This window comes from Mesorhizobium sp. LNHC232B00 (assembly GCF_000502435.1).
Taxonomy (GTDB): domain Bacteria; phylum Pseudomonadota; class Alphaproteobacteria; order Rhizobiales; family Rhizobiaceae; genus Mesorhizobium; species Mesorhizobium opportunistum.
On sequence record NZ_AYWP01000017.1, the window covers coordinates 49,058 to 65,449 of the forward strand.

The following is a 16,392-nucleotide window of genomic DNA, read 5'->3' on the forward strand; positions in this document are numbered from 1 at the left end:
GTTCAACAAGAATTGTCCGGCCATCAGGTCGGCTCATTGAAACGTGAGGCGGCCTACCCCAGATTCAGGGCTGGGCGTTCCCTGCCCCGTCCCGACTCCAGCGGGACGCACTGAGCCCCGCCGGCCCTCTCCGGCGGGGTTTTTTGCTTCCGCGATTTGCCTTGCAAATCGCGGCGAGTTGACTGAAATACGGGTCCAGCATCGACGAGAGAAATCACCGCAACCAGCCCATGAAGCGGCAAGAAGGACGTGGCGTGAAGCCTCGCTCATCCGAGTGCTTGCTGGCATTCGGGTAAATTGATACCATCTATTGGTATTGGAGACCCACCATGCCCAAGAACACCTCCGTTACCCTAGGCGACCAGTACGATGCCTTTATCCAGCGGCAGATAGCGAATGGCCGTTTTGGGTCGGCAAGCGAAACCGTTCGAGCTAGCCTTCGTCTTTTGGAAGAGCAAGAGCTAAAGCTGGAGCAACTCCGCTCCGCCATAGATGAAGGGGATATGTCAGGCGGTCCAGAGCCATTCGACTTCGACGCTTTTCTAGAGTCGAAGAAGCGTGGATGAAGCGAACCGTCAGGTTCTCCCCGAAAGCGAAAGCAGATCTCGACCAGATTTGGGATCACTCCCTGAAAGAATGGGGGGCCGAGCGGGCGGAGGCCTATATCCGCACCATTCGCTCAATCATAAATTTGATAGACCAATTTCCGGCGATGGCAAAAAACGCGGAGAATATTCGGCCTGGTCTGTTGAAGTATGCCGTTGGCTCTCACGTACTTTTTTTGCGAATTGCCGATCGATCAATCGACGTTGTACGCATTTTGTATCAGCGAATGGACTACCCAAGGCATCTTTAGAAGGTCGTCCTGATCTTCGTATTGGAATTCGCAAACACCTCGTCCGGCACAAAAAAGTCGCCGGCCAGCGGCCCGGTCGCGCCGGGCGCGTAGACCGAAAAGTCGCTGACGCCCTCGGCGCGCAGCACCTCTTCGTCGATATAGAAATTGCCTGACGTCTCGCGTGACGACCGCATGAAGATGGCATGCGCGGCATCGGCCATGATGTCTGGCGAACGGCTCATTGCCGCCACCGTCGCGCCGCCCAGAAGATTGCGCACCGCCGCCGTGTCGATGGTCGAGATCGGCCACAGCGAATTGACCGCGATGCCGTCTTTGGCGAATTCGGCGCTCATGCCCAGCGTGCACATCGACATGCCGAACTTGGCCATGGTGTAGGCGACGTGGTTCTTGAACCATTTGGCCTTCATGTCGAGCGGCGGCGCCAGATTCAGAATGTGAGGATTGCTGGCTAACTTCAGGTGCGGAATGCACATTTTAGACACCAGGAAGGTGCCGCGCGTGTTGATCTGATGCATCAGGTCGTAGCGCTTCATATCGGTCTCCAGCGTGCCGGTGAGCTGGATGGCGCTGGCATTGTTGACGCAGATATCGATGCCGCCGAATTTCGCCTCGGTCTTCGCGACGGCTTCGGCCACCTGCGCCTCCTCGCGGATGTCGCACAGCATTGGCAGCGCCTTGCCGCCGGCCTGCTCGATTTCTTCAGCCGCGGTGTAGATCGTGCCCGGCAGCTTCGGATGCGGCTCGGCGGTCTTGGCGGCGATCGTCACATTGGCGCCGTCGCGCGCGGCGCGCAGCGCGATCGCCAGGCCGATGCCGCGCGACCCGCCGGAGATGAACAGCGTCTTTCCCTTGAGCGACATTTTTCCTCCGCCTGAACTGGTTCTTTGCGCGATCCTTGCCTGTGGCGCGGCGGGATACAAGTGCTTGCCACGGAAGGCGATGATGACGCTGCGGAGGGTCCCATGCCCTGTTGGCTGCAAACGGGTGGCGCTACAACAAATTTGGCATATTATTTCCCACCGAATGGCAGATCATCAAATGGCTTTGTTGATCGAGAATAGCGAAGTGGAGCAACTGGCGCGAGAGCTTGCCAGCAGCCGCGGCGTGTCCGTGACGGAGGCGATCCGGCAGAGCCTCGAAAACGAAATTACTCGTGAAAGCCCGATGTTCCGGCCAAAGGAGTCTGAGTTGATGAGGCTTTTGGAAATTTCAGAACAAGCAAGTCGGATACCAAAGCGCGACCACCCAATGACGGAAGATGAGATACTCGGTTACGACGAACTCGGAATTCCGACCAGATGATGAACACCTCGTTCGCGGCGTCGCGCTGCCCCTGACCTGCAGGCACTTTGTCCCCGTATAGTGCAAGGGGCAGTACTGACGCTTCCGATGATCGCCAAATCCGCCGGATACATCGCTCCTAGACCAGCACCAGCCCCTGCCGCATCGCAATCGCGATGGCGTCAGTGCGGTTGGCCGCACCGAGTTTGATCAGGATCGCGGCGACATGGAACTTCGCCGTGTGCACGGAAATGTTGAGCCGGCGTGCGATCACCTTGTTGGGCGCGCCTTCGGCAAGCAGCGCCAGCACTTCCGCCTCGCGGGGCGACAGTGCCGGCCGGGCGGCGTGCTCGTCCGCTTCATCCTCGAACGGCTCGCCGTCGCCGGCATGGAAATCCTCATGGCGTCCGGCCCTGCCATCGCCCGAGACGCGATAACCGGCCGCCGCCAGCCGTGCCGCCGCGGCGATCAGCAAATCGTCCGCGTCCATTGGCATGACGGCAAACACCTCGCCGGCGGGCCGTTCGCCGCCGGCGCGCCCCGACAGCAGCACGCGCGGCATGGAGGCCGGCACGGCATCTCCGCTGTTCTCGTCGACGATGGCGACACCGGCCGTGTCGCCGCCAGCCACCGCCGGCAACAGGTCATCGGAGGCGGCAAGCGAGGCGGCCAGATGCTCGGCACGCGCGGCATCGGCAAGCGCGACCAGCACCACCAGCCGCCGCGAGGCGGCGCCGTCAGCCATGATCCGGTCGCCGGCGAACGTTTCCATCAATCCTCTCAGCTCAGCGGTTTTTCGCCGATGGTCAATGTCACATCGCGCTGTTCGCCGCCACGCACCACGCCAAGGGTTACAGAAACCCCGGCGCTGTCGGGCCCGAGCCTGCGGATCAGGTCGCGCGGGCCGTGCACGGCCTCGCCGTTCCACGCCACGATGATGTCGCCCAGGGACAGGCCTGCGACCTTGGCCGGGCCACTGTCGTCGAGGCTCATGACCATCGCGCCCTTGGCGTCGCGGTCACGCACCGGATGCAGGCCGGCGCCGAGATAGCCGCGCGCGACATGCCCCTTTTCGCGCAAGGTGGCAACGGCTCGCTCGATCGTCTCGTAAGGCATGACCAGCGCGCGGCCGCGCGGCCCGAACAACAGCATGCCGATCAGCGCGCCCTTGGCGTCCAGCACCGGGCCACCCTCGAAGCGGCCGCCGGCGCCGACGGCCAGATTGATGCGCCGGTCGATGGTGCCGCCGCGCATCGAGCGCCAGGCCGGACCGACTTCGCCGACCGAGCCCGATACGGCGAGCGCCGAGCCCTGGCTACGGCCGATGGCTATGGCGATGTTCCCAGGCCGAACGGCATCGGCCTTGGCAAGTAAAGGCGTCGTGGCGGTATCCGCGGGCTTCAGCAGCGCAACGCCCGTCGAAGGATCGCGGCCAACCAGCTCGGCCTTCACCGTCCCGCCTGAGGCCAGCGTCAGCTCGATCTCCTCGCCCGCCTCGACGGCCTCCTCGGCGGTGACGAAATAGCCGTCGCCCCAATGGAAGGCGCTTGCCGTGCGGTGATGATGCGTGGCGAAGCTCGCCATTGCCGGCGCCGCCTTGGCGGCGAGATCGGCAATGGCTTGGGAAAACGCACTCAGATTGAAATCGCTCATAGGGGTCTCCTGGGTTTCTTGCATGTCCCAGATATCGCGCGGCAGCACGCTGGAAGGTACTCGCCTGACGGCTAGTTGCCGGTTTGACTGGCCATCTGGTCAGGTCGCGGCGCTTCCAGCCGCTCCGCACATATAGTGCGTGTCGCCCAAAAGTGCTCAGCGGTTTCGGGAGAACGGCACCTACAGGAAAAAGGCATCGCCACGCCTGAAAACACGGAGCCCTTCCATGGCCCTCGCCGCCGCCAAATTCGAACCCGACGATACATTGCTCGACGCCTATTCGACGACAGTGGCGGACGCCGTCGACCGCATCGGTCCTGCCGTCTGCCGCATCGAGCGGGTGGGCGGCCAGGGCGGCCATGGCTCCGGCTTCGTCATTGCGCCGGATGGGCTGGTCGTCACCAACTTCCACGTTGTCGGCGACGCCAGAACGGTGCGCGTCTCGATGCCCGACGGCGCCTCCAGCGAAGGCCGCGTGCTTGGCCGCGACCCCGACACCGACATCGCGCTGGTGCGTGCCGACGGCAGCTTCGTCGATGTCGCGCCGCTTGGCGATTCCAAGCGGCTGCGGCGCGGCCAGATCGCCGTTGCCATCGGCAACCCCCTGGGCTTCGAATGGACCGTCACCTCGGGCGTCGTCTCCGCGCTCGGCCGCTCGATGCGGGCCTCGACCGGCCGGCTGATCGACGATGTCATCCAGACCGACGCGGCACTCAATCCCGGCAATTCCGGCGGGCCGCTGGTGTCGTCGGCCGGTGAGGTCATCGGCGTCAACACCGCCATGATCCACGGTGCGCAAGGCATCGCCTTCGCGGTCGCCTCCAACACCGCCAGGTTCGTCATTTCGGAGATCATCCGCTTCGGCCGCGTGCGCCGCGCCTTCATCGGCATCTCGGCCGACACCGTCAACCTGCCGCGCCGCGCGGCGCTGCTGTCGCAAGTGTCGAGCAAGACGGCGGTGCGCCTGCGCAGCATCGAGAAGGACGGCCCGGCGGCCAAGGCAGGCCTCAAGGAAGGCGACATCATCGCCGCCATCGACGGCCGCCCGGTCACCGGTGTCGATGATCTCGTGCGCATGCTCGACGCCGAGCGCATCGGCCGCGAGACGCTATGCACCGTGGTGCGCCGCACCGGCGTCAGCCAGGTGACGGTGACGCCGGTGGCGCGGGCTGGCTAGCGACGCGGGCCGCTGGAGCATTAACGGAAACGACCCCGAAACTGCCCACCGGTCGCTATTTGATTTCCTCCCCCTGATTGCCCAGACGGGCCTTCAGCAGGGTGACCAGACCTGCCTGCATGCTGTCGAGGCTCTTGATGAAAGCGGTTTGCGGCCGTTCGCGAAGGGCCACGCGCATGGCGTGGAATCCAAGCGCGCGGTAAGCTTCCATCTGCTCTTCCGAAAAGAACTGATCGCTCGTCGGCTCATTTGGGAAAAGCGGATAACGGCGCTCGTAGTCGAGAACATAGTCGGGTTCGTCGCCGGTCACCGACGCCTTGACATAGAGAAGGATCCCTTCGACAGGATCATTCTCGTAGAGGATCTTGCCGACCGCGAAATGCCTGAGATGCAGCTCCGATTCCGGCGGGATGATCGTGTTGCGGTTGGCGTCGCGCATCAGCGCCGCATCCCTGACTGGCCGCCAGTCGAGCGAGATGCGCACGCCGAGATCGATCCTGGCGAAGCGTTGGACATCGGTGAACGCACCAAAATTCATGCCGGCATCGGCTTCGGCATCGACCACGATGATCAGCTTGCACTTGCGCTTGAGCAGTTGGTAGAGGCCGATATTGTCGATATGGCCGCCATCGGTGATGTAGACGCGCGAACTGTCCGACCTCAGCTGCCCCGTCGCCTCGGCGAGAAGATACAGCCGCAATATGTCCTCCCAGCTTCGCCGGGAAGTATCCTCCTCGGTCGCACGCCAGACCGGTCTTTCGCGCTCGTCCTCAAACGCGGTTCCACTCGGATTAGGAAGCCAGAACCCCAGCCGCAGGTTGAGCAGGGCCAGGGTTGGTCCGAGCAGGCCGAGACTGATGCGACCCATGCTCGAGGAGATGGCGGCGCCCGAAATCGCTGCCGCCGCCGCGAGATCCAGCTGCCCCTCTTCCCTGGCCATCGCGGCGGAGGTCGCATAGCCGGTCGATTCACTGCCGACGAAATGTTTTGAGAACAGAAAGAACTCGGCATTGCGTCCTCGCTTGCTCGGGTCGACTGCTGTCGGGCTGACAGTGGCCGGCGCTGGAGGACGGCGGCCTGCTAGGACGATGTCCGGGCCGCCCCACCAAGCTCGCAGCCTTATGGCAGCAGCGATCTTTCTTCCCACCCAGCGGGTCGCGCCGGCGACAAAAGACTTTCTCGGCGGATCGGCGGCCTGCCTGGCGCGGCGGACGTTCAATGTGCCATTTATCAGCAGATAGGGCGCCTTCACACCGAGGTCCTTCAACGCGATGTCAGCCTGATCTTCACTGCCGCCAAGGCGGAACGCCCAGCGGAGCCGGTCGCGGTAGAGGCGGTGCAGGCCGTTGGCGTTCTCGGTGAAATTGAAGGCCACCATTATGACGATAACGGTGATGGCCAGATAGTTGAGCAGCACCGTGAATTCGTCCGCCTGCCAGACATCTTTAATCATTCTCGCGGCCACCGCGAAAACGACGGAACCCGCCACGACCGCCAATATTTTGGCGACCATCGACCCGCTATAGTCATGAACCATCGCGGCAAAGAAGCTGCTGAGCCGGCCAGGCTCCAGGTCGTCGACGAGATAGCGAACCGCAAAGGTTCGCCCCGCAAGAAACAGCGCCATGCAAAGGGCAAGCACGGTAAACAAGATATGGTTGTTGGCCGTTAGCCAGTCGGGGCCATAGGCATAGCCGGTGGCACGGCCAAATATCCACGATACATGGAACCCATGAAATGTGATCGGAGATATCTTGATGCCCCAAAGGGTAATGAGCAGAAAGAAACCATAGATGAGCAAAGGCAAGGCAAGGCCGAGCGCCAGGAATGCCGCGCGCGCCAGATAACCACGGATCTGGTGGCCGATCTTCGGCGAGTTGAGGGCTTTCTGCACCCAGGAAATCAGCATACCCCTGAAGGCCGCCGTGGCTGTGACCACCGCCGCGGCAGCCGTGATCAGAGCCTTGAGCGTTTCCAATGTCGTCTGCCGATGGCCGAATTTCGGTGAGGTCACCTCGATCAGCCAGAGGATGATTTTGGGTTGAACTTCGATCAGGAAGAGACCGCCTGTGACCAGCAGCAGAGTACGGCCATCCTTGGCCCAGAGGCTGTCCTGTTCGAGATGCTCGCCTTTGCGCGCGGCGGCGTAGCTATCGGAGTAGGAGCGCCGCAGCCCCCAGGCAACCAGCCAGACGGCAAAAACGACCAGGGCCGAGCGCGACAGCACGAAAGGATTGGCCACGATGGATCGCAGGCTGGCGGTCCATCCCGTCCCGCCCCAATCGTCTCCGAACATCCAGTTGGCGACATCGAGAACGATGCTGTGCCCGAGGTGGTCGGTGGTCGGGTTGGTCAGGATGACGAACGTCGCCAAGGGCAGGATCAGTGTCAGAAGCAGGAGGAAATTCACCATCCAGCCGCGCATCAGGATGCCGATCGACAGCGTGATGTCGCGAAAGCCGCGCGGCGCCAGGAAACGGCTGTTGTCGCGGATATGGCCGACGAGCGGATTGTCGTGCACATCGTCGCCCGACGCGAAGGGGAAATCGAGCGGCTCGTCCTTGCCCGTTTTCGCCTGCTCGATCTCCTGACGTGTCATATCGGCGACCATTGCCGATCCGATATAGCCACCCCCCGAGACCGTCGACAGATAGTCGATCCGGGGCGTGAGCTTGTATTGGTCGAGTGCTTGAAGTGCGCCGAGGCAGAACGAAGCCGATCTTATCCCGCCACCCGAAAGTGCGACACCGAACAGCCACGCCGGATTCCCCGTGGCGACGGAATCAGGCTTGCTCCCGGTTACATCTCTTGGAACGACATTTACACCAAGCGCCTTGCGGCGACGGATGATCGAACGATGCTCCAACTGCAGAACCGTCTCGAAGTCCTTGGCCATGGCCTCCCCCGACGCCGCCATTATTGGAACAATACAACAGGCAAAGAAGGTTCTCTGCAAGGATTATTGCCGCTGGAGAAGTCGAGGCGGCGGCAACATCATCCGTGCCTTGAAAATCACGAACGATCTTATGGCATCCGGCGCTTTGCTTCGCGGATGGCCACGGCTCCTGCGTCCCGCCTCCCGAGAAGTACTGCCAGGCAGCGCTATGCTCCCGCCGCGCCCTGCGCGTACTGTGCCAGGAATTCTTCGCTGGGCGGGATCGGCTTGATCACGTCGATCAGCACGCCATTGGGGTCTTTGGTGATGAAATGGCGCTGGCCGAAAGGTTCGTCGCGGAGCGTTCGCAGTATCGGCACCCCGGCGGCAAGAATCCTTTCGTAGACCGCATCGGGATCGCGCACTTCGAAATTGATCAGCAGGCCCGATGTGCGTCCGCGTCCCTCTTCCGGGATCGTCTCATGGTCGCCCCGGACGATGCCGAGATTGACCCTGCTGCTCTCCACCGATTGGAGGTGCACGTACCAGTCGCTTTCAAACAGCGGCTTGAAGCTGAAATGCTCGACATAGAAGCCCGCCGTGCCGGCGACATCGCCGGTCATCAGCACCGGATAATAGCTCGTGGTCTTCATCTTTCCTTCTCCCGTCAACCAACATACAGTCTGCATGTAAATTGAATTAACATACAGGCTGTATGTATGCAACGAGAATCCGCGCGCCGCTCCAACCGCGACCGTACCGAGGCCACGCGCGCCGACCTGATCGCGGCGTCGCGAAGACTGTTCACGGAAAAATCCTATGCCGAGACGGGCACGCCGGAAATCGCAGCCGCCGCCGGCGTGACGCGTGGGGCGCTCTATCACCACTTCGCCGACAAGCAGGCGCTGTTTGCCGCCGTCGTCGAGCAGGAGGCGCAGGCAGTGGCCGACGAGATCGATCGCGCCTCCCCGTCCTCGCTCGAAGCCCGCAATGCGTTGATCGCCGGCTCGGACGCCTATCTCGCCGCCATGCGCGCGCCCGGCCGCACGCGGTTGCTGCTGCTTGATGGCCCTGCCGTGCTCGGCCGCGCCGCCATGGACGCGATCGACAACCGCCACGGCAACCGCTCTCTGCGCGAGGGCCTGGTCGCGGCGATGCGCGCCAACGCGATGACACGACTGCCGGCGGAAGCACTGACCGCGCTGCTTGCTGCTGCGTTCGACCGCGCGGCACTTGCGATCGAGGCAGGCGCCCCGGCCGAGGACTATCGCGCAGTTCTCATGGCGCTGATCGACGGACTGTCCCGCGCCTGACGCGATTCATCGTTTCCCCCCAAACAGCGGTAAACCAAGCCCGTCTCAGACCGGCAGCCCGAGTTGTCTTCGCAGGCTTTTGTCGAATGCGAATGCGGGGACGAAGCGGCGCAGCAAACTGACCTGGCGCGCCATCTTTCCCGCCGCATAGCGCTTCTTCGGAGCGGGATCGACCGCAGCGGCCAGAACCGTCGCCGCTACCACTTCGGGCGCATCGCCTTTTTCCATCGATTTCCGCACGGCCACGGTCATGCCGGAGCGCGCGGAGTCATAGATATCGAGCAACTGATCGGGGGCGGCGAGATTGTCCTCGAATGAAGTACGGGTGTAGGCCGGCTCCACCACCGAAACGCGAATGCCGAACGGGCGCAATTCGTGATCGAGCGATTCGGAATACCCCTCGATGGCATGTTTGGTCGACGCGTAGAGCGCGAAATAGGGGGCGGGGATGAACCCCTGTACCGAACTCAAATTGACGATTCTGCCCTTCCCTTGGCGCCGCATTGCCGGCAACACCGCGTTGGTCACGCGGAAGACGCCGAAGACGTTCACGTCGAACAGCGCCTGGGCCTGGGCGGTCGAGGACTCCTCCGCACCGCCAAAGAGACCCATGCCGGCATTGTTGACGAGCAGGTCGATGCGTCCGGCCTTGGCCAGGACGTCATCGACCAGTTTCGCGACAGACGCATCATCGGTCACGTCGCAGGTCAGCATGGTAACGCCGCCGGATTGCTTGGAGACCGTGCGACGGCTGGTTCCGAATACGCGATAGCCCGCGCTTAGCAAGGCATCAGCCGTAGCGCGGCCGATGCCGGAAGATGCGCCTGTCACGAGGGCGACGCCGGGATTGATCTTGTTCATGGAATTCGCTTCTTTCTTTGAGCCGGCTTTGTGTTCTTGAAATGCGGCGTGCGCGGGCGCGGTCACGGGCAACTCAGCCGGAGTATCCTTCCGCGCTCGCGCTCGATGACGTGTCCGTCCAGCGCCGGAACAACGCACTGGCATTGACCCCTCCAAAGCCGAAGCCATTGGAGATCGCGTAGTCCATCTTCAATGGCCGGGCCTGGTTTGCGACGAAATCGATCCCGTTGCCGGCCGGATCGGGGGTCGTCAGGTTGAGTGTCGGCGGCGCGACCTGATCCCTGAGCGCAAGGATCGTGAAGATGGCGCCAAGCCCGCCGGCCGCTCCCAGCAGATGTCCGGTCGCCGCCTTTGTCCCGCTGACAGCTATGCTGAAATCCGTGCCAAAGACCCTTTTGATCGCCTCGATCTCCCCGGCATCGCCGACCGGCGTGGAGGTCGCGTGCGCATTGAGATGGCGGACGTCCCGTGCCGAAATGCCGGCCTGACTGATCGCGATCTCCATGGCTCGGCGCGCACCGTCGCCATCCTCGGGACCCGATGTGATGTGATAAGCGTCCGCCGTCGTGCCGTAGCCGACGAGCTCGGCGAGCGGCTTGGCGCCACGCGCGAGCGCGTGGCTCAATGCCTCGACGACCAGCACACCGGCCCCCTCACCCATGACGAAGCCGTCACGCAACATGTCGAACGGACGGGAGGCCTGATCGGGACGGTGATTGAAGGATGTCGAGAGGGAGCGTGCCGCGGCGAAACCGCCGAGACTGACCGCGTTCATGCAGGCTTCGGTTCCGCCGCACACCGCGATATCGGCTTCATTGGCGCGGATAAGACGCGCCGCGTCGCCGATCGCCTGAATGCCGGCCGCGCACGCCGTCACCGGAGCGCCAAGCGGTCCCTTGAAGCCGTATCGGATGGAAATCTGTCCCGCTGCCATGTTCACCAGGAAGGATGGCACGGTGAATGGCGACAGACGCCGAACACCGCGCTGATCGACGGTTCTCACAGCTTCGGTTATCGCCGGAAATCCTCCGACACCCGAAGCGATGATCGTCGCGGTACGGGCCTTGTCATCGTTCGAGACTGGTTTCCACTTCGCCTGGGACAGCGCCTCTTCCGCCGCCGCCAGTGCGAAGAGGATGAAGCGGTCTGCCCTGCGCTGTTCCTTCGGGGCCAGGACGGTGTCTGGATCGAAGCCGGCTTCGGGGTCTTCCTGCAGGGAAGGAACCGTTGCGCCGATCTTTGCCGGCAAGTCTCCCACGACATCTTCCGCAAGCCTCCGGATGCCCGAGCGGCCAGCCAAGAGGCGGGACCAGGAAGTCGGCACGTTGGCTCCGAGCGGGCTAACTGCTCCCATGCCTGTGATAACGATACGACGCATGTGTACTCCGGTTGTCATTCTGTTGGATTCCTTCGCGCGACGGCGTCGTGGCGACCACATCGCGATCACCGCTCGTTCATTTCGGCAAATGGCATGCCGCGAGGTCGTCAAAGATGCGCAGTGCGTACCGGTACGCAGCTATTCCCGCAGAGCCGCAATTTGCCTGACCTCGCCAGCGGCAGCACTGAGAAAACGCCGCGACATCTCCTCGTCTTTCAGGATACGGGAGATCGTTACGGCACCCACCATGAGCGACAGCACCGCCATGGCTTTGCGATGGTCTCCCGGCCCTTCGGACCCAGGCATCAATTGGTCGAGAATCTCGAGGTGAGCTGCGATCCCATCCTGGAATGGCTCTCTCACCTCCTCGCTTTGACGCGCCGCGTCCGAGCCCAGCGCCACCAATGGACAACCCTCGCCCTTCGTTTCGCGATGTCCGGGTGAAAGGTAGAAACCGATCACGGCCTCGAGCGGGTCAGGGCTTGCGGCGACAGCGGCCGACCATCTCCGGGTCGCGTGCTCCATCGCCCGCCTCGATGCTTGTGCGGCCAGATCGTCCTTGGATTCGAACTGCTTATAGAATCCACCCTGAGTAAGACCGGCGCCCTTCATCAGATCCTTCAGCCCGATGCCATCGAAGCCATGCTCTCGAAAAAGCCGGCTCGCGGCGTCGATCACCGCTTCGCGATTTGCTTCTGCCTGCGCACGGCTCACTCTCATGTCGACCTCTGATTTAGATTTCGTTCGACATTTATATCAGAGATAGAGTTCGACCGCAATCTATTTGAGGCGCCGGGTGCCAAGCCGGCTGCCAACAAGGGAACGGCAACGCCTTGTTGCGGCCTGACGTCCTCGTTCGGCCATCGCCGAGATCACCCTTGCGCGTTGGACGTTTCCGGCTCTTCCTCGGGCACCTCACCCGGCTCGAACTCGTTGAAGCAGCCGAGCCCGCGCTTGAACCGCTCGATCAGCCAGGCTGCCGCCGGCTTCGGGCTGGTGTCATTGCGATGCATGGCAAACAGCGGCGAGCGCACCTCGCTGAAGGGTTCAAGGTCGAGTTCCACCAGCCGGCCGCTTGCCAGATCGTCTGATATCAGCCAGCGCGGCAGGCCGCCCCAGCCGAGGCCCTCGCGCATCAGCATGTGTTTGGTGCGCATATCCGTGAGACGCCAGGTCCGGTAGGCGAAGACCCCGAAATCGCGTCCCTTGGTGCGTTCGGACTGATCGGTCACGACAAGCTGGGTGTGTTCACGCACATCCTCGAGCGCCAGCGGTTTCGGCAGCAGCGCCAGCGGGTGGCTGGGGGCTGCGGCCAGCACGATCGACATGAAGCCGATGCGCACGAGATGCACGTCGACATCGCCCAGCAGGCCACCAATGCCGAGGTCGGCCTGGCCGCTGACCACATGATCGGGGATCAGGCCGAGCGTGCCGATATGCAGGCGCAGCATCACGGTTGGAAACTGCGTCTCGAACGCCTTCAGCACCCGCACCAGTACCGATGAGGGCAACGACGCATCGACCGATAGCGCCACCTCGGCTTCCAGCCCGTGATGATGGCCGTCGACGCGCGAACGCATGCGCTGCAGCACGCCGATCATGCGCCTTGCATCCTCCAGCATCGCCCGGCCGATCTCGGTCAACTGCGGCTCGCGCGTGCCCTCGCGCTCGAACAGCTTGAGCCCAAGCTGCGCCTCGAGATTGGCGATGCCATAGCTGATGACGGATTGAGCCCGGTTGAGCTTGCGGCCGGCGGCCGAGAAACTCCCGGTGTCGGCAACGGCGACAAGGATCTGCAGCTGGTCGAGTGTCGGATTGGGTTGCATCTCTATATCTATTTTGTGGATGGATCGTATAGAAAATATACCAGTTTATCCGATGGATCGATAGCTCCATATGTGGCGGGACAATTCATTCCACTGGAGAGACCCGCTATGTCCATTCTTCTCGTCACTTCGAGCCCGCGCGGCGCTGCCTCGCACTCGACCCGCATCGCCACCGAATTCGCTGAAAAGCTCGTCGCCGCCGATCCATCGAACACGCTCGTCGTGCGCGACCTCGTCGCCAACCCGCTGCCGCACATCGATGCGGACTATGCAACCGGCATCTACACGCCCATTGAAGCCCGCACCCAGCGCCAGGCCGAGGTCGTCGGCGTCTCCGACGTCGTGCTCGATGAGCTGTTCGCCGCCGACACGGTGATCCTGGCCACCGGCTTCATCAACTTCAACATCTCCTCGACGCTGAAGTCCTGGGTCGACCATATTTCCCGCTCCGGCAGGAGCTTTGCCTATGGCGAGAATGGCCCCAAGGGCCTCGTCACCGGCAAGAAGGTCTATGTCGTATTGGCTTCGGGCGGCGTCTATTCCGAAGGTGCGGCCGTGCAGTTCGATCACGCGATTCCCTATCTGCGCGGCGTGCTCGGCTTCCTCGGCATGACCGATGTCGATGTCATCCGCATCGAAGGCGTCAGCATGGGTCCCGACGCGGTCGCGGCCGCTTTGGCCAAGGCGACCGCCAAGGTCGATGCCGTGGTGGCGGCAAGCCGGGATGTCGCGACAGCCGCCTAAGGGAAGGCTCGAATTGAAGGGCAGACGCTTTTGGCGCCTGCCCTTTCTCGCTGTCCAATGGCAGCCCTTCTCGCTCGCTTTTCGGATTTAGACAGGGCGGAGCGCCCGATCGTTGGCGCGCGGCTTGACGAACCGCCTTGGTTCGCTGACAATCAACGTAAACCAAGGTGGATCGTTATCATGACAGCTTTTACCGTACGCCTCCCCGATGACACGGCAAATAGGCTGGATCAGCTCGCCGAAAAGCTCGATCGCTCGCGCTCTTATATGGCAGCCCAGGCCATCGAAGACTTTGTAGCCCGACAGGAGTGGCAGCTCGCGGAGATAGAGGCCGGATTGGCCGAGGCCGAGCGCGGTGAATTCGCCAATGATCAAGAACTCGCTGCCGTGATTGGGAAATACGTCAAGCCCGCGCGCTGATTATGAGCGGCAAGACAATCCGTTGGACCAAGCGGGCATTGCGTCGGCTTGACACAATCGGCGCGCACATCGAGAAAGACAACCCCGAAGCCGCTGCTCGTGTGATTGCGCGCATCTTGTCCGCGGCGGAGTTGCTCATCGAACAGCCGGCCATGGGCCGCGTTGGGCGGATCAAGGCGACGCGAGAACTCGTTTTGGTCGATATTCCCTATATCGTTCCCTATCGCGTAAGCCGAGATGCCGTCGAAATACTGACCGTCATACACGCCGCCCAACAGTGGCCGCGAACCCTGTGAGCCCGCCGCTTTTTCTAGCCGATGAAATGCCTGAGCAGACCCGCCGCGGCGACCCCGATCAGCACGGTCGGCAGCATGGATAGCCGCGTCGCGGCGACAAAGGTGATGGCCAGCGCCAGGAGATCGGCCGGGTTCCGCGACACGAAGGCCGGCGCGATGACCGAGATCAGCACGCAACCGGGTGCCGCCTCCATCACCGCCGTGGCACGCGCGCCAAGCGTGCGGTTGCGCAGCACGAAATAGCCGCCTATGCGCGTCAGATAGGTGACGCCGGCCATCAGCACGATGGTGAAAAGGGTCGCCGCATCGATCATGCGTCACCTGCCATCAGCCAAGCCGCGACCAGCCCCGACACCGCACCCGCCGCGACGTACCAGGCGCCGGGAACGAAGAGATAGACGAGTGCGGCGACAACGAGGCTGACCAGCCAAGGCCGTGCCGCCGCCACTCCCTTCCACATGCCGCGCATCAGCACCAGGAAGACGGCTGGAAACGCCATGTCGAAACCGTAGGTCTCGACATGGCCAAGCATCGGGCCGAGCAAGGCGCCCAGCGTGGTGAAGGCCACCCAGGTCAGATACATCGCCAGTGCCGCGCCCATATAATAGCGCGGGCTGAAGGCCGGCGTGATGCCCGCCCCTGCACGCTGCTTGGCGTCTGAAAGCCCCAGCGCCCAGCTTTCATCGCATAGGAAGAACAGCGCCGGAAACACCTTGCGCCGCGGCAGGTCGCGCAGGAACGGCGCCAGCGCCGCTCCCATCAGCAGATGACGNGATGACGGCTGTTGACCAGGAAGGTGATGGCGACGATGAGCAGGATATGCGGCGGCGACGTCCACAACTGGATCGCCGCGAATTCCGAGCCGCCGGCGAAGTTCAGCCCCGTCATCATGGACAATTCGACCGCACTCAGCCCTTTCTGCGTGGCCTGCGCGCCGAGCACCAGCGCATAGGGAATGGTGCCGAGCAGCACCGGCGCGCAGGACGCCACGCCCCGGCGGAACTCCGATCCCGAACCGTCGCCCGCCGCCTCGACTGCCTGTGAAATGGTCATGCCCCGGAAATGCCCATGCCTTACCGTCGGCCGGCCTCGCGGCCGCCGCTTCCCTGCCTTCGAACTCTCGTGATGTCGGCCGCAAACATACCCACACCTTCCCGCAATTTGCTTGCGAAGATGGTTGCTTTTGGTCGATTTTTGGCATTTGATATCACAGATCATCAGAAAAATGGAATCCAAAGCCATGCGGCTCGATGACATCGACAAGCGCATCCTGCGGGCTTTGCAGCGCGACGGCCGCATGGCCAACAACGATCTGGGCAATCAGGTCGGCCTGTCGCCCTCGCCTTGCCTGCGGCGCGTGAAGCTCCTGGAGGAGGCCGGAGTCATCGACCGCTATGTCGCCGTGCTCAACCCGGCAAGCATCGGCAAGGGCCTCACCTTCTTCACCCGCATCTGGCTGAAGGCGCAGGACGAGGACACGATCGAGCATTTCGCCACCGAAGTGGCCAAGCTGCCCCAGGTCATGGAATGCTACCTGATGCTCGGCGACTGCGACGCCATGGTGCGCATCGTGGCGGACAGCATCGACGACTATCGCCGCTTCCAGTCGGAGCATCTGAGCCGCATCAAGGGCGTCCAGAACGTCAAGACCGACGTCCCCAGCCAGACCATCAAATACACACTGGAACTGCCGATCTGAGGTGCCCCGC

General features: G+C 62.8%; 19 protein-coding genes and 1 pseudogene. 9 read left to right on the plus strand and 11 right to left on the minus strand.

Annotated features, from left to right (window positions below):
- The first annotated feature begins 329 nt into the window (after positions 1–329).
- Positions 330–566, plus strand: a complete 237-nt coding sequence (locus tag X743_RS148880; RefSeq protein ID WP_023767082.1) for a type II toxin-antitoxin system ParD family antitoxin — start codon at positions 330–332, stop codon at positions 564–566.
- A complete protein-coding gene (locus X743_RS148875; RefSeq protein WP_023767083.1) occupies positions 563–856 on the plus strand; it encodes a type II toxin-antitoxin system RelE/ParE family toxin in 294 nt (97 codons plus the stop codon). Before X743_RS148880 ends, X743_RS148875 begins: the two co-directional genes overlap by 4 nt.
- Here X743_RS148875 and X743_RS148870 read toward each other — a convergent pair.
- The gene (locus X743_RS148870) at positions 853–1,719 is read right to left on the minus strand and encodes an NAD(P)-dependent oxidoreductase (protein WP_023767084.1); all 867 of its coding nucleotides are present in this window, start codon (positions 1,717–1,719) and stop codon (positions 853–855) included. The two genes, X743_RS148875 and X743_RS148870, sit on opposite strands and share 4 nt — an antisense overlap.
- On the opposite strand from X743_RS148870, the gene X743_RS1000000173500 reads away from it, so the two are divergent.
- Positions 1,709–2,161, plus strand: coding sequence for a type II toxin-antitoxin system VapB family antitoxin (locus X743_RS1000000173500; RefSeq protein ID WP_245264267.1), 453 nt, complete (start codon positions 1,709–1,711; stop codon positions 2,159–2,161). The genes X743_RS148870 and X743_RS1000000173500 overlap by 11 nt on opposite strands.
- A 118-nt stretch (positions 2,162–2,279) precedes the next feature.
- Here X743_RS1000000173500 and X743_RS148860 read toward each other — a convergent pair whose 3' ends face one another.
- Together X743_RS148860 and X743_RS148855 are read right to left on the minus strand one after the other, a co-directional pair.
- Positions 2,280–2,912 carry a helix-turn-helix transcriptional regulator gene (locus X743_RS148860; RefSeq protein WP_023767086.1) on the minus strand — a complete coding sequence of 211 codons (633 nt, stop codon included), beginning with the start codon at positions 2,910–2,912 and terminating at the stop codon, positions 2,280–2,282.
- An 8-nt stretch (positions 2,913–2,920) separates the two neighbouring features.
- On the minus strand, positions 2,921–3,793 hold the full coding sequence (locus X743_RS148855) for a S1C family serine protease (RefSeq protein ID WP_023767087.1): 873 nt from the start codon (positions 3,791–3,793) through the stop codon (positions 2,921–2,923).
- Between the two features lie 226 nt (positions 3,794–4,019).
- Here X743_RS148855 and X743_RS148850 point away from each other — a divergent pair, with 226 nt between their 5' ends.
- Positions 4,020–4,970: a trypsin-like peptidase domain-containing protein gene (locus X743_RS148850; protein ID WP_023767088.1), complete on the plus strand. Its 951-nt coding sequence runs from the start codon at positions 4,020–4,022 to the stop codon at positions 4,968–4,970.
- 55 nt (positions 4,971–5,025) lie between these two features.
- Here X743_RS148850 and X743_RS1000000169915 read toward each other — a convergent pair whose 3' ends face one another.
- Both X743_RS1000000169915 and X743_RS148845 read right to left on the minus strand, forming a co-directional pair.
- Positions 5,026–7,866, minus strand: a complete 2,841-nt coding sequence (locus tag X743_RS1000000169915) for a patatin-like phospholipase family protein (RefSeq protein WP_084555571.1) — start codon at positions 7,864–7,866, stop codon at positions 5,026–5,028.
- Between the two features lie 206 nt (positions 7,867–8,072).
- Positions 8,073–8,498, minus strand: coding sequence for a VOC family protein (locus X743_RS148845; protein WP_023767090.1), 426 nt, complete (start codon positions 8,496–8,498; stop codon positions 8,073–8,075).
- Between the two features lie 66 nt (positions 8,499–8,564).
- On the opposite strand from X743_RS148845, the gene X743_RS148840 reads away from it, so the two are divergent.
- Entirely contained in the window at positions 8,565–9,158 is a 594-nt protein-coding gene (locus X743_RS148840) for a TetR/AcrR family transcriptional regulator (RefSeq protein WP_023767091.1), read from the plus strand.
- Positions 9,159–9,203: 45 nt separating this feature from the next.
- On the opposite strand, the gene X743_RS148835 is transcribed toward X743_RS148840, so the two are convergent.
- From X743_RS148835 to X743_RS148820, 4 genes are all read right to left on the minus strand, one after another.
- Positions 9,204–10,019: an oxidoreductase gene (locus X743_RS148835; RefSeq protein ID WP_023767092.1), complete on the minus strand. Its 816-nt coding sequence runs from the start codon at positions 10,017–10,019 to the stop codon at positions 9,204–9,206.
- A gap of 73 nt (positions 10,020–10,092) precedes the next feature.
- On the minus strand, positions 10,093–11,397 hold the full coding sequence (fabF, locus tag X743_RS148830; protein ID WP_023767093.1) for a beta-ketoacyl-ACP synthase II: 1,305 nt from the start codon (positions 11,395–11,397) through the stop codon (positions 10,093–10,095).
- Positions 11,398–11,535: 138 nt separating this feature from the next.
- Positions 11,536–12,117, minus strand: coding sequence for a TetR/AcrR family transcriptional regulator (locus X743_RS148825; protein ID WP_023767094.1), 582 nt, complete (start codon positions 12,115–12,117; stop codon positions 11,536–11,538).
- 152 nt (positions 12,118–12,269) lie between these two features.
- Complete coding sequence (locus X743_RS148820; RefSeq protein ID WP_023767095.1) at positions 12,270–13,223, minus strand: LysR family transcriptional regulator; 954 nt, start codon at positions 13,221–13,223, stop codon at positions 12,270–12,272.
- 108 nt (positions 13,224–13,331) lie between these two features.
- Between X743_RS148820 and X743_RS148815 the strand changes: the two genes are divergently transcribed.
- The 3 genes from X743_RS148815 to X743_RS148805 all read left to right on the plus strand — a co-directional run bounded on the left by X743_RS148815 (position 13,332) and on the right by X743_RS148805 (position 14,683).
- Positions 13,332–13,967, plus strand: a complete 636-nt coding sequence (locus X743_RS148815; RefSeq protein ID WP_023767096.1) for an FMN-dependent NADH-azoreductase — start codon at positions 13,332–13,334, stop codon at positions 13,965–13,967.
- Positions 13,968–14,147: 180 nt separating this feature from the next.
- Complete coding sequence (locus X743_RS148810; RefSeq protein ID WP_023767097.1) at positions 14,148–14,387, plus strand: CopG family ribbon-helix-helix protein; 240 nt, start codon at positions 14,148–14,150, stop codon at positions 14,385–14,387.
- A 2-nt stretch (positions 14,388–14,389) separates the two neighbouring features.
- Positions 14,390–14,683, plus strand: coding sequence for a type II toxin-antitoxin system RelE/ParE family toxin (locus X743_RS148805; RefSeq protein WP_023767098.1), 294 nt, complete (start codon positions 14,390–14,392; stop codon positions 14,681–14,683).
- Between the two features lie 14 nt (positions 14,684–14,697).
- On the opposite strand, the gene X743_RS148800 is transcribed toward X743_RS148805, so the two are convergent.
- Together X743_RS148800 and X743_RS01000000169245 are read right to left on the minus strand one after the other, a co-directional pair.
- Complete coding sequence (locus tag X743_RS148800; protein WP_023767099.1) at positions 14,698–14,997, minus strand: AzlD family protein; 300 nt, start codon at positions 14,995–14,997, stop codon at positions 14,698–14,700.
- Positions 14,994–15,736 (minus strand): annotated as a pseudogene (locus X743_RS01000000169245) (AzlC family ABC transporter permease). Before X743_RS01000000169245 ends, X743_RS148800 begins: the two are co-directional and overlap by 4 nt.
- 187 nt (positions 15,737–15,923) lie before the next feature.
- On the opposite strand from X743_RS01000000169245, the gene X743_RS148795 reads away from it, so the two are divergent.
- Entirely contained in the window at positions 15,924–16,382 is a 459-nt protein-coding gene (locus X743_RS148795; protein WP_023767100.1) for an Lrp/AsnC family transcriptional regulator, read from the plus strand.
- The last annotated feature ends 10 nt before the right edge of the window (positions 16,383–16,392 follow it).

Coding starts and splice junctions, on each gene's coding strand:
- X743_RS148840 (WP_023767091.1), top strand. CDS start 8,565: ATGCAACGAGAATCCGCGCGCCGCTCCAACCGCGACCGTACCGAGGCC.
- X743_RS148815 (WP_023767096.1), top strand. CDS start 13,332: ATGTCCATTCTTCTCGTCACTTCGAGCCCGCGCGGCGCTGCCTCGCAC.
- X743_RS148875 (WP_023767083.1), top strand. CDS start 563: ATGAAGCGAACCGTCAGGTTCTCCCCGAAAGCGAAAGCAGATCTCGAC.
- X743_RS148795 (WP_023767100.1), top strand. CDS start 15,924: ATGCGGCTCGATGACATCGACAAGCGCATCCTGCGGGCTTTGCAGCGC.
- X743_RS1000000169915 (WP_084555571.1), bottom strand. CDS start 7,866: ATGGCCAAGGACTTCGAGACGGTTCTGCAGTTGGAGCATCGTTCGATC.
- X743_RS148805 (WP_023767098.1), top strand. CDS start 14,390: ATGAGCGGCAAGACAATCCGTTGGACCAAGCGGGCATTGCGTCGGCTT.
- X743_RS148810 (WP_023767097.1), top strand. CDS start 14,148: ATGACAGCTTTTACCGTACGCCTCCCCGATGACACGGCAAATAGGCTG.
- X743_RS148835 (WP_023767092.1), bottom strand. CDS start 10,019: ATGAACAAGATCAATCCCGGCGTCGCCCTCGTGACAGGCGCATCTTCC.
- X743_RS148870 (WP_023767084.1), bottom strand. CDS start 1,719: ATGTCGCTCAAGGGAAAGACGCTGTTCATCTCCGGCGGGTCGCGCGGC.
- fabF (WP_023767093.1), bottom strand. CDS start 11,397: ATGCGTCGTATCGTTATCACAGGCATGGGAGCAGTTAGCCCGCTCGGA.
- X743_RS148860 (WP_023767086.1), bottom strand. CDS start 2,912: ATGGAAACGTTCGCCGGCGACCGGATCATGGCTGACGGCGCCGCCTCG.
- X743_RS148880 (WP_023767082.1), top strand. CDS start 330: ATGCCCAAGAACACCTCCGTTACCCTAGGCGACCAGTACGATGCCTTT.
- X743_RS148855 (WP_023767087.1), bottom strand. CDS start 3,793: ATGAGCGATTTCAATCTGAGTGCGTTTTCCCAAGCCATTGCCGATCTC.
- X743_RS148845 (WP_023767090.1), bottom strand. CDS start 8,498: ATGAAGACCACGAGCTATTATCCGGTGCTGATGACCGGCGATGTCGCC.
- X743_RS148850 (WP_023767088.1), top strand. CDS start 4,020: ATGGCCCTCGCCGCCGCCAAATTCGAACCCGACGATACATTGCTCGAC.
- X743_RS148825 (WP_023767094.1), bottom strand. CDS start 12,117: ATGAGAGTGAGCCGTGCGCAGGCAGAAGCAAATCGCGAAGCGGTGATC.
- X743_RS148800 (WP_023767099.1), bottom strand. CDS start 14,997: ATGATCGATGCGGCGACCCTTTTCACCATCGTGCTGATGGCCGGCGTC.
- X743_RS148820 (WP_023767095.1), bottom strand. CDS start 13,223: ATGCAACCCAATCCGACACTCGACCAGCTGCAGATCCTTGTCGCCGTT.